Source organism: Streptomyces sp. NPDC001406, from assembly GCF_042895285.1.
Lineage (GTDB): Bacteria > Actinomycetota > Actinomycetes > Streptomycetales > Streptomycetaceae > Streptomyces.
Genome location: NZ_JBIAWG010000009.1, coordinates 351343 through 363334, shown reverse-complemented (window position 1 = coordinate 363334; position 11992 = coordinate 351343). Strand labels below are relative to the sequence as shown.

The window sequence follows — 11992 nt, the reverse complement described above, 5'->3', positions numbered from 1 at the left end:
GAAGTCATGGCCGACATCGAGCCGTACGAGAGCGCCCTGGACGCGATACCGGGCGCCCATCCCTATCCGCGCACCAGCCGTTACCACGACGCCGAGATCGGCGTGCACCGAATGGCCGACGGCACCGAAGTCCGGTACGCCAAGCGCCGGTTGCTCCCTCCGCTCGACGAGGAGACCGAGCCGCACGTCGTCGGGGCGGGGGAGCGGCCCGATCTGCTCGGGCAGCGCTTCCTCGGCGACCCCGGGCAGTGGTGGCGGATCGCCGACGCCAATCCTGTCCTCGATCCACGGGAGTTGACCGAGGAGGCCGGACGCGTCATCGGCATTCCGCTCGCCGGCGGCTTCCCGCGCGGAGAGCGGCGTGTCTGAACAGCCCGTGGGGCAGGGCCCCGTTCACATCCAGCTCCTCATGGGGCCGACGCTGGCCCGACCGGTCCCCGTCGAGGTCGCCGAGGCGCTGCTGTCCGCCCAGATCACCGCCACCGCCGGTGAACGCAGCGGCTTCCAGCTCGCCTTCGACCTCACCAAGAACGGGATGGTCAACCAGCGGTTGCTGCCCGAGGGGTACTTCGACCCGAAGACGCGCATCATCGTCACCGTCAGCGTTCGCGGCACCCCCGAGGTGCTCTTCGACGGGCTGATCGTGCGTCAGGAGGTCGGCGCCAGCAACCGCCCCGGCCACTCCACACTCACCGTCACCGGCGAGGACCTCACGCTGCTGATGGACCTGGAGGAGCGCACCGCCCGCTACCCCAATCTGCCGCCCTCCGAGCGCGTCCTCGCCATCCTGCGCCGCTACTCCGACTACGGCGTCCGTCCCGACGTCTACACCGAGAAGGTGGCCCAGCCACCGCACCAGGACCTGCGTGTCCACTACCAGACCGGCACCGACCTGCAGTACGTCACCGAGCTGGCGCGTGCCAACGGCTACACCTTCTATCTGGAGCCGGGCCCCAACCCCGGCCAGTCCTCGGCTCGTTGGGGACCGGAAGTCCGGCTGGGCCTCAGGCAGCACGCCCTCAACGTCAACATGGACGCCAACTCCACCGTGGACCAGCTGACGTTCGCCTACGACGGCACCGCGCGGGAGGAGCCGCAGGCGCGCTGGCAGGACCCGGGGACCCGGCAGGCCACCCTGCTGCCGCAGCCGCCCATCAGTCCCCTGCGGCCGCCCCTGGGCAGGCGGCCCACCCCGGCCCTCAAGCGCAAGACGCTGTCCGGCACCGCCAAACAGCAGCGCGAGCAGGCCGAGGCCGAACTCCTCGCCAGGGCCGCGGTCTCCGCCGACGTCGTCTCGGGCTCCGGCTCCCTCGACGTCAACCGGCACGGCTACATCCTCCAGCCGCGCCGGCTCGTCGGCGTGCGCGGCGCCGGACGGGCGTACGACGGCGACTACTACGTCAAGTCCGTCACCCACAACCTGCGCCCGGGCTCGTTCCAGCAGAACTTCACCCTCTCGCGCGAGGGACTGGAAGCGCGCAGCGACTACGTCCGGCCCTAAGACGACCAACGACCCACTCATCAGGAGCAGTTCAGCATGGCGGCACCCAGCAATCGCTACCTCGGCAAGTTCCGCGGCCGGGTCGTGAGCAATGACGACCCGCTGCGGATCGGCCGCATTACCGTCGAGGTCCCGGACGTCCTCGGCGACGAGGCGTCCACCTGGGCGCTGCCCTGCCTGCCGTTCACCGGGCCCGAGGCGGGCCAGTTCGTGGTGCCGCCGCCCGGTGCGGGTGTGTGGGTGGAGTTCGAACAGGGGGATCCCAGCTTCCCCGTGTGGACCGGGTGCTGGTACGGCGACGCCGGCGAGCTGCCGCCCGACGCGCGCCGTGAGCTCCAGGCGCACGCGCCGAGCAAGCCCGTGGTCGTCCAGACACTGCAAGCCCACAAGATCGTCATGAGCGACACCGCCGGCGCCGAGCAGGGGATCCTCCTGCAGGCACAGGGCGGCGCCTACATCCGTATCACCAAAGAGGCCGTGGTCATCGCCAGCGGCGGGGGCGCCGAGGTCATCCTGCGCGGCGGCGAAGTGACCATCAACCAGGGCCAGTTGACCGTGCACTCCAAGCGATAGACAACGGGGGAAGAAGTTGTCCGGAAGTCTGCTGGACGCGGGCGCCGTGATCGGCTGCCCGCACGGCGGCCGCGTCATGCCCGCCACCACACCCACCGGCGGCACACGCATCGCGGGCGCGGCCGTCGCCACGGCCGCCCACGCCTATGTCGTCACCGGCTGCCCGCACATCGTCGACAGGGTGCCCTCGCCGTGCGTCTCGGTCCGCTGGACCGCCGACGACGTCGGCGTCACGGCCGACGGCGCGGCCGTGCTGCTCGACACCTCCGCGGCCCAGTGCTTCACCGCGGCCTTCGTCCCGCAGGGGCCGCCCGTCGTCCAGGCCGCGCAGCGAAAGGTCACCGTCCGATGAGGCCGATGAGTCAACGAACCCGCCCGCGTACCGACATCGCGTTTCCCTTCCACGCCGACCGCCGGGGCCGCACCGCGCACGCCGGCCCCGCCGAGCACGTCCACGACCTGATCGAGCAACTGCTGTTCACCAGCCCCGGCGAGCGCGTGATGCGCCCCGACTTCGGCTGCGGACTGCTCGACCTGGTCTTCGCCCCCAACAGCCCCGAGCTGATCAGCACCCTCGAACTCTCCGTCCAGGCCTCGCTGCAGCGCTGGCTCGGCGACCTCGTCGAGGTCGTGGCCCTCGACATCGAGGGCGGCGACGACGTCGTACGCGTGCATCTGTCCTACGTCGTACGCGCCACCGGCGCCGTCCGCGAGGACGTCTTCGAGGGGAGGGCGGCATGAGCGCGGTCACCACCCGGCGCGCCAAGGTGCGCGCCGCCCAGCTCAACGGCGTCGACGCCGTCGAGGTGAGCGACGACGGGCTGCTGCTCACGGTCACCTTCCTGGGCAAGGCTCCGCACGGCCTGGGGCCCGAGAACGTGCGCATCGACGGCGGGCGCCGGATCACCGGCATCACCGCGGTCGACGTCAGCGTCGAGCGCGAGGAGGACCCGGAGCTCGACGACCGGCTCTACGTCACCCTCGACCGGGCCGGCGACACCTCCCGCTACCGGCTGTCGCTGGTGGAACCCGACCCGTACGGGCGGCCCGGCACCGAGCCGTTCCGCGGCTTCGACCAGCGCTACCACAGCGCGGAGTTCGCCTTCCGGCCCGACTGCCCGACCCCCTTCGACTGCACGGACGACCACGAGCCGGAGTCCGCCTTCCCGGCCACCCCGGTCGTCGACTACACGGCCCGCGACTACGACACCATCCGCAAGCTGCTGCTGGACCGGCTCGCGCTCACCACCCCCGACTGGGTCGAGCGCAACCCCGCCGACCTGGGCGTGACCCTCGTGGAGCTGCTCGCCCACACCGGCGACCAGATCAGCTACCAGCAGGACGCGGTCGCCACCGAGGCCTACCTCGACACCGCGCGCCGCCGGGTCTCCGTGCGCCGGCACGTCCGGCTCATCGACTACGCGATGCACGACGGCTGCAACGCCCGCGCGTACGTCACCGTGCAGACCGCCGCCGACCACACCCTGGCGCCCGGCACCTTCCGCTTCGCCTCCGTCGACGTGCGCCGCCTCGATCCGCACGACCTTCCCGAGCCCGGCACCGTCATCGACGAGAACGACCTCGGCGACCTGGACGAACGCGGCTCGGTGGAGGTCTTCGAACCGGTCGTCAGCGCCGACCCGCTGGAGCTCAGGGTCGCGCACAACGCCATCCGGCTGTGGAACTGGGGCGGCGAGGTGTGCGCACTGCCGCAGGGCGCCACCGCGGCCACCCTGCGCGACGAGTGGGTGGACCAGGAGACCTGCCGGGACCGCCGACTGGACCTCCAGCCGGGCGACGTCCTGGTCCTGGAGGAGGTGAAGGGCCCGCGCACCGGCACCCCCGGCGACGCCGACCCCACCCACCGCCAGGCCGTGCGCCTGACCTCCGTCACACCCGGACTGGACCGCATCGAGGACCAGCCCGTCCTGGAGGTCACCTGGGCCGCCGAGGACGCCCTGCGCTTCCCGCTCTGCCTCACCACCCGCGGCGGACGCGACTGCCTGCCCGTCGAGGACGTGACCCTGGCCCGCGGCAACGCCGTCCTCGTGGACCACGGCCGTTCCGGACTCCACGAGACGGTCACCGTGCCGCCGGTACCCGCCGTCGTGGCCCCCTGCGACCCGCCGGACTTCGGCTGCCCCGACCGTACGGAGGGCAACGCGCCCGCCCGGCTCATCCACTCCCTCACGGACCGGGCGGAGCGCGGCGAGGCCCTGGCCCCCGACGACGTCCACGAGCTGTTCGAGGTCGTGGGGGAGAGCGCCACCATGCGCGCCGGAATCGGCCTGGAACGGGCCGGGCAGCGGCACGGGCGAAGCGAGATGGGGGCACCCCCGGCCGGAGGCTGGGGAAGGGTCGTGCCCGGTACGGCCTACGCGCAGGCCGCCGCGCTGCGGACCCTGCTCGCGCAGTCCGTGTACCCGGGCATCGCACCCCGCTTCCGCCCGGTCCTCGGCCGCGCGCCCGTCACCCAGGCCGTGCCGTTCCCCGACCCGGCCACGGTCGCCGCCGGGCAGGCGGAGCGGATCGCCGCCATCCCGGGCCGGGTCCGGCAGCGGCTCGTCGAACTGTGGCGCAGCGCCCGCGACCGCGACGGACTCGGGGAGCAGGAGATCGACGAACTCGCGGTGATCTACGGCCTGAAGGTGCTGGAGCGGCTGGAGCTCCGCCGCCATCCGGTCCGCGCGCTGCGTGAACTCCTGCACCGCAGCGACCAGTTGCTCGACGCCAAGCTGCGCCGCGTCGAGATCCTCGCCGCGCGGGCGCGCGCGGGCACGGTCCTCGACGGGCACATCGCCTGGGAGATCGCCCACAGTTGGGGCCCGGCGTACGCGGCCGGACTCCACCCCGACGAGAGGGTGCTGCGCGGCTCCGCGACCGGCGCCCTCGCCCAGGATCCACGCCGCGCCCTGCCCGCCGTACGGCTGCACGACACCGGCGCCCTCTGGGAGCCGCGCCGCGACCTGCTCGGCAGCGCGCCCCGCGACCGGCACTTCGTCGGCGAGACGGAGGACGACGGCCGCCTCGCCCTGCGCTTCGGCGACGGACGCCACGGCGCGCGGCCGACGCCCGGGGCCAGGCTGTCCGTGCGCTACCGGCTCGGAGGCGGCAGCGCGGGCAACGTCGGCGCGGAGGCCATCAACCATCTGGTCGTCGAGGGCGACTGCGAAGCGCCCGCCGCCACCGTCCGCAACCCGCTGCCCGCCACCGGCGGCACCGAGCCCGAACCCGTCGACCAGGTACGCCAGTCGGCCCCGCTCGACCTGCGCCGCACCCGGCTGCGCGCGGTCACCGCCGAGGACTACGCCGCCCTCGCCTCCGCCCTTCCCGGGGTGCAGCGGGCCGCCGCGGAGCTCCGCTGGACCGGCAGCGTCCAGGAGGCGCACATCGCCGTGGACGCGCTCGGCACCGGCGCCCCGACCGAGCGGCTGCTCGCCTCGGTGGCCCAGGCCCTGGAGTCGTACCGGCGCATCGGCCACGACCTGGTGGTCGGCCCCGCCCGGCTGGTGCCGCTCGACATCGCGCTGACCGTGTGCGCCCGGCCCGGCCACCAGCACGGGCAGATCCTGGCCGAGCTGTACCGCGTGCTCGGCAACGGTCGGCTGCCGGGCGGACGCCTGGGCTTCTTCCACCCGGACGCGCTGACCTTCGGCGAGCCGGTCCGGCTCAGCCGCCTGGTCGCCGTCGCCGCGGCCGTCCCCGGTGTGGAGAGCGTCCAGGTCACGCGGCTGCGGCGGCTGTTCGACGAAGACCGAGGAGAAAGGGAGGACGGCGTGCTGCGGCTCGGCCCGCTGGAGATCGCCACCTGCGACAACGACCCGGACCGACCGGAGAACGGGCGGCTCGCGATTTCCCTGGGAGGTGACCGATGACCGCCGTGTGCTCCTGCGGCGGCGCGTGCGGCGGGCACGACGAACGCCTCGCCCCCGCCCCGCTCCACAACCCGCCCGGCCGCACCGCCCTCGACTACCGCGTCGGCGAGTACGGCTCCTTCCTCGCCGCGCTCCTCGACCGGCTCGCCTCACCCGCCTACCCGGCCCTCGACGGGCTGACCGTGCGCACCCCCGACGACCCGGCGATCGGCCTGCTCGACGCCACCGCCGTCCTCGGGGACCTGCTCACCTTCCACTCCGAGCGGATCGCCGACGAGGCCTACCTCCGCACCGCCAACGAGCACCGCTCGCTGGTGCTCCTCGGCCGGCTCGTCGGCCACCGCCCGCGCCCCGGCGTGGCGGCCGGAACCCATCTCGCCTACACCCTCGAACGCGATCCGCGCGCCGAGGCCATGCCGGTGCTGATCCCGCGCGGGGCGCGCAGCCACAGCGTGCCCGCCTCCGCCGACGAGCAGTCCCTGACCTTCGAGACCGGCCGGGACCTCACCGCCCGCTGGGACTGGAACGAGCTGAAGGTGCGGCGCCGCCGTCCCTCCCTGATCACCCCCGACGACCTCGACCGCCGCTCGCAGCTGTTCGTCGAGGGAACGGCGAACTCCCTGCAGACCGGCGACCAGTTGCTCTTCGTCTTCGGCGAACAGGCGGGCGGGGAGCGCAAGTTGCTGCCCGTGGCGAACGCCCGGATCGACCGCGAGGAAGAGATCACCGCGATCTCCCTGCCCAAGTCGGCCCCGCCCACGCTGAAGGAGCTGGTCGACGAGGTACGGCGCTGGACCGCGGAACCGGTGGACCCGGGCGAGCCGGGCGACGAGCCCCCCACCCCCGAGGTCCCCAACCCGCGTCCGGTCAGCCGGCTGATCGAGGACTTCGACGACCAGGTCCTCGCCCCCCTGCGGGCCGACCTGGACGGCGTCAAGACCCCGGGCGGCCTCGCGGGCCGCCTCGCGGACCCCGTCGCCCGCCTGGGCGAGGCCCAGGTGCTCGCCGAGCCGTACGAGGACGTGGCGGCGTGGTTCGAGCAGTTGGAGGCGGTGCTGGCGGAACTCGCCGAGCGGGCAGGGGAGTTGGCGCCCGCGCAGCCCGCCGATGCCGCCGCTTCCGACGCCTCGTCCGGGGCGCGCGGCGCCGACGCGCGGCAGGGAACGGCCCGCGACCCCCGCCACGCCGCCCTCCAGACCCTGAGCAGGATTCTTCCTGCCCTGCGCGCCGGCGCCCCCGCACCCCGGGGAGGCGGCCGCCCCCACCGTCCCGGCACCGACACCGCCCGTCTCCTCGCCGCCCTCGACCCGGGGCTCGGCAGCCTCTACCCGGCCTGGCGCACGGCCGCCGCCCCGGGCACCCCGCAGTTGCTGCGGGAGCTGCTCGCGATGCGCGTCACCGCGGCCCCGTTCGGTGCCACCGCCCCGCTCAAGCCCGTCCAGGACGCGAACGGCCGGGTCATCCGCACCGCCGACTGGCCGCTGACGGGCGCGGTGCTGGCGAGCATGCGCGTGGTGTACGACACCGCGGGCAAGGTGCCGGTCCGGGCGGAGTTCCAGTACGTCGAGGGCAGCAGCTCCGACCAGCGCGCGGAGAACCTGCCCGTCACCCAGCAGCTCACCTTCCCGCTCGGCCCCGGCCAGGTCGACCTGTCGACCCGCGCCGCCCAGGACCGCGAGCTGAGCTGGCTCAACCGCCGCCCGGCCGTCGCCGAGGAGCCCGGCGTCACCGCCCGCCTTCACTCCGGCCTGCCCGAACGCATCCTGTTCGTGTCCCGGCCGGACGACGACGGCACGGTCCACGTGGGCATCCACAACGGCACGCCGCAGGAGTTCACCCTGCGCCCCGGGGTGCCCGTGCAGGTCACCCACGGCGCGTACGAGGTGACCCTCAGGTACACCGTGGGCAGCACCGAGCCCAACGTCGAGATCGTCATCGCGAGCAAGCCGGAGCCGGTCAACCGCCGTGTCCTCCAGCTGGACAGCGTGCACGACGGCATCACGGTCGGCAGCTGGGTGGCCGTCCAGCGCCCGGCCAAGGGAGCCGCCGTACCCGGCGACGCCAAGCTGGCCTTCGTCACCACCCAGGTCGTGGCGGCGCGCACCGCGGCGTACTCCAACTACGGCATCACCGGCCGCGGCACCGAACTCACCCTCGCCGACCCCTGGCTGGACGAGTTCGACGTCCTGCTCTCCCACATCCGCGACACCACGGTGCACGCGGCGGGCGAGCCGCTCCGCCCCGCCGACGAGCCGCTCGGCGAGGACGTGCACGGCAACGAGATCGAACTCGCCGAGCTGTACGACGGGTTGCGCCCCGGCCGCACCCTCGTCGTGAGCGGTGAGCGTGCCGACATCCCGGGCGCGACCGGTGTCACGGCCACCGAGGTGGTCACGCTCGCCGCCGCCGACCCGGCCGTCGATCCACGGCTGCCCGGCGACCACGTCCACACCCGGCTGACCCTCACCGCCGACCTCGTGCACCGGTACCGCCGCGCGAGTGTCCGGATCCTCGGCAACGTCGTCGAGGCCACCCACGGCGAGAGCCGCGAGGAGGCCATCGGCAGCGGGGACTCCGACCGCGTCAACCAGACCTTCGCGCTCTGGCAGTCCCCGCTGACCTGGCTCGCCGCCGACAACCCTCCCCCAGCCTTCGGCCGGGGGGACCCCCATCTCGCTTCGCTCGGCGCAACCCCCGTCCTGGAGGTCCGCGTCGACGGGGTGTTGTGGCACGAGGCGGACAGCCTCGCCGGGCGCGGTCCGACCGAGCGGGTGTACATCACGGGCACCGCGTCCGACGGCCGGACCACCGTGACCTTCGGCGACGGCGTGCACGGCGCCCGGCTGCCCAGCGGCCACGAGAACGTCCGCGCCCGCTACCGCTTCGGCACCGGCCGGGCCGCCAACGTCCCGGCCGACCGGATCACCCAGCCCCTCACCCGGCCGCTCGGTGTCACCGCGGTCACCAACCCCCGTCCGGCCACGGGCGGCGCGGACGCGGACGGGCCGGGCCTCACCCGCCGTACCGTCCCGCTCGCCGTCTCCGCCCTGGACCGGCTGGTCTCCCCGGTGGACTACGAGGACTTCGCCCGCTCACGGGCGGGCATCGGACGGGCCGCGGCCCGCGAGCTGTTCGACGGACGCCGGCGCGTGCTGCACGTGACGGTCGCGGGCACCGACGACGTCCCGATCGCCGACGACTCCGACGTGCTGCGCGCCCTGCGCGGGGCGCTGACGGAGTACGGAGACCCGAACCTCCCGGTCCGCGTGGACGTACGCGAACTCGTTCTGCTGCTGGTCGCCGCCAAGGTGAAGGTCGCCCCGGACCACTCCTGGGAGATCGTCGAACCGCGGCTGCGCCAGGCCCTGTTGCGGCGACTCGGCTACGAGGGCCGGGAGCTGGGGCAGCCCGCCCGGCTCTCCGAGCTGCTGGCAACGGCGCACTCCGTGCCCGGCGTCGACCACGTGGACGTCGACGTCTTCACCGGAGTCCCCGCCTCCGCCGGCCCGGAGGAGCTCACCGCGCTGCTCGCCGGACCCGGCACACCCGGGCCGTCGGTACCGGCGCACCCGGCGACGTACGAGGAGCGGACCCACACCGTCCGCGACGAGCACGGCGAGACCCTGTCGTCCGTCTGCGCCCGCTACGGCATCCCCCTCGCCGAACTCCTGCGCCTCAACCCCGACATCACCGACACCCGGCCCTTGGCGAAGGGCCGGACGGTGTTCGTCTTCCGCGGCATCCGCCCCGCCCAGCTCGCTCTGCTGTCGGCACGGGCCGCGGACACCCTGATTCTCACGGAGGTCAAGTGATGGCCGCGCATTCGGCGGATGTCCAGTTGGAGACGCCGGCCCCGGTGACGCCCCGGGAGCCCGACGGGCTCGCCGAGCTGCTGCCCCGCTGGTACCGGCTGCGCGACGCGGAGGAGGGCGAGCCGCTGCGCGCCCTGCTCGCCGTGATCGCCGAGCAGCTCGACCGGGTCCGCGACGGTGTCCAGCAGGGCTACGAGGATCTGTTCGTGGAGACCGCGGCCCCCTGGGTGCTGCCGTACCTCGGCGACCTCGTCGGCTATCGCACCCTGCCGGGCTACGAACGCGTCCTCAGCACCGGTCTGCACGGCGGCGGTCGGGACGCCCTGGCCGAGGCCATCGCCCCGCGCGCGGACGTGGCCGCCACCGTCGCCCACCGCCGCCGCAAGGGCACCCTGCATCTGCTGGAGGAACTCGCCGAGCAGGTGGCCGAGTGGCCCGCCCGCGCGGTCGAGCTGTCCCGGCACGTGGCCCACACCCAGCCGGTGAAGCTGTACGGCACCGGCCGGCGAGGGGACCGCGGCCGCCTCCTCGACCTGCGGGACGGTGGGGGACTGGCCCTCGCGGGCGGCCCGTTCGACGAGGCGGCCAGGACCGTCGACGTACGCCGTGCCGACTCGTCCCGGAGGCAGGGCGGTTGGACTCCCGCCGGGGTCGGGCTCTTCGTCTGGCGGCTGAAGTCCCACTCCCTCACCTCGTCCCCGGCCTACTGCATCGACCGCGCCCGCAACCTCTACACCTTCTCCATCCTCGGCAACGACACCCCCCTGGTCACCAAGCCGGTCCCGGAACCCTCGCCGGCCCTCCCCCACTCTCGACTTCGCTCGAGCGGGGGGACCCCCGCCGCCGCCATCGACAACGTCCCGGCGTTCATCACCCGCCGCCTGCTGCACGACCGGCTCGCCGACTACTACGGCCCCGGCAAGAGCCTCGTCATCCGGCGCGACGGCGAGGACCGGCCCGTACCGCCGTCCGACATCGTGGTCGCGGACCTCTCCGACTGGCGCTACCGGCCCAAGCGCGGCCAGATCGCCGTCGACCCGGAGCTGGGCCGGATCGCGTTCGGGTCGCGGTCGGCGCCCCGGCAGGGCGTGTGGGTGGACTACCACCACGCGTCCGTCGCCGACCTGGGCGGCGGCGAGTACGAGCGGGCGGACCGCGAGCCCCGGCCCGACGCCGACTTCTACCGCGTCGGCCCGGAACAGCCGTACCGCAGGATCATGGACGCCTACCGGGCCTGGCAGGACGAGCGCAGCCCGGACCGCACCGGCATCATCGAGATCACCCACAGCGGCGCCTACCAGGAGCAGCTGGACTTCGACCTCGATCCGGGCGACCGGCTGGAACTGCGGGCGGCCGAGGGCACCCGGCCGGTGATCCGGCTGCTCGACTGGTACAGCAACCGCCCCGACGCCCTCAACATCCGTGCGGTGTCCGACGACTGTGCCCCGCACGAGCGGCCCCGCCTCGTCCTCGACGGGCTTCTGGTCGCCGGACGCGGCATCAACGTCACCGGTCCGATGGGCGCCGTCGTGGTCCGGCACTCCACGCTGGTGCCGGGCTGGTCGCTGGAGCCCGAGTGCGAACCGCACTCGCCCGACGAGCCCAGCATCGTCCTGGAACGCACCACCGCCTGCCTCCAGATCGAGCACAGCATCCTCGGCACCATCGAGGTCATCGGCGACGAGGTCTCGGAGGACCCCCTCGACATCCATCTGCGCGACAGCGTCCTGGACGCCACCGGCCACGACCGCGAGGCCCTCTCCGCCCCGGACTGCCGCCACGCCCACGCCGTGCTCCATCTGCACCGGACGACCGTGATCGGCGAGATCCACACGCACGCCGTACGGATCGCCGAGAACTCGGTGCTCACCGGCAGGCTGCACGTGGCCCGGCGCGGCATCGGCTGCCTGCGGTACTCGTACGTCCCGCCCGGCTCGCGCACCCCGCGCCGCTACCGCTGCCAGCCGGACCTCGCCGGGCCCGAACAGGCCGCGCGGGTACGGCCCTTGTTCGCCTCCGAACGCTATGGGACGCCCTGGTACGGGCAGTTGGCGGACCGGTGCGCCGAGGAGATCCGGCGCGGCGCGGACGACGGCGCCGAGCTCGGCGCCTTCCACGACCTGTACCGGCCGCAGCGCGAGGACGGTCTGCGCGCCCGGCTCGCCGAGTACACGCCCGCGGGCACCGACGCCGGGATCTTCTTCGTGACGTGAGCCGAGCCGCACCTCCTA

At 73.9% G+C, this 11992-nt stretch carries 8 protein-coding genes; all 8 read left to right on the top strand.

What is annotated here, in order from left to right; all coding sequences use genetic code 11:
• Window positions 1-6 precede the first annotated feature (6 nt).
• The 8 genes from ACFY1J_RS23770 to ACFY1J_RS23735 are packed head-to-tail and all read left to right on the top strand — an operon-like array spanning window position 7 to window position 11974.
• Window positions 7-369 (top strand): hypothetical protein, encoded by a 363-nt coding sequence (locus tag ACFY1J_RS23770; RefSeq protein ID WP_390731822.1) that lies wholly within the window; start codon window positions 7-9, stop codon window positions 367-369.
• Window positions 362-1501 (top strand): hypothetical protein, encoded by a 1140-nt coding sequence (locus ACFY1J_RS23765; RefSeq protein ID WP_390710516.1) that lies wholly within the window; start codon window positions 362-364, stop codon window positions 1499-1501. The genes ACFY1J_RS23770 and ACFY1J_RS23765 overlap by 8 nt, the downstream gene beginning before the upstream one ends.
• A gap of 36 nt (window positions 1502-1537) precedes the next feature.
• Window positions 1538-2074, top strand: a complete 537-nt coding sequence (locus tag ACFY1J_RS23760; RefSeq protein WP_390710517.1) for a phage baseplate assembly protein V — start codon at window positions 1538-1540, stop codon at window positions 2072-2074.
• A gap of 16 nt (window positions 2075-2090) precedes the next feature.
• Window positions 2091-2426, top strand: a complete 336-nt coding sequence (locus tag ACFY1J_RS23755) for a hypothetical protein (RefSeq protein ID WP_390710518.1) — start codon at window positions 2091-2093, stop codon at window positions 2424-2426.
• Window positions 2427-2431: 5 nt separating this feature from the next.
• Window positions 2432-2815 (top strand): GPW/gp25 family protein, encoded by a 384-nt coding sequence (locus ACFY1J_RS23750; RefSeq protein ID WP_390710519.1) that lies wholly within the window; start codon window positions 2432-2434, stop codon window positions 2813-2815.
• Entirely contained in the window at window positions 2812-5949 is a 3138-nt protein-coding gene (locus ACFY1J_RS23745) for a putative baseplate assembly protein (protein ID WP_390731821.1), read from the top strand. The genes ACFY1J_RS23750 and ACFY1J_RS23745 overlap by 4 nt, the downstream gene beginning before the upstream one ends.
• Window positions 5946-9761, top strand: a complete 3816-nt coding sequence (locus ACFY1J_RS23740; protein ID WP_390731820.1) for a putative baseplate assembly protein — start codon at window positions 5946-5948, stop codon at window positions 9759-9761. Before ACFY1J_RS23745 ends, ACFY1J_RS23740 begins: the two co-directional genes overlap by 4 nt.
• Window positions 9761-11974, top strand: a complete 2214-nt coding sequence (locus ACFY1J_RS23735; RefSeq protein ID WP_390731819.1) for a hypothetical protein — start codon at window positions 9761-9763, stop codon at window positions 11972-11974. The genes ACFY1J_RS23740 and ACFY1J_RS23735 overlap by 1 nt, the downstream gene beginning before the upstream one ends.
• Window positions 11975-11992 lie beyond the last annotated feature (18 nt).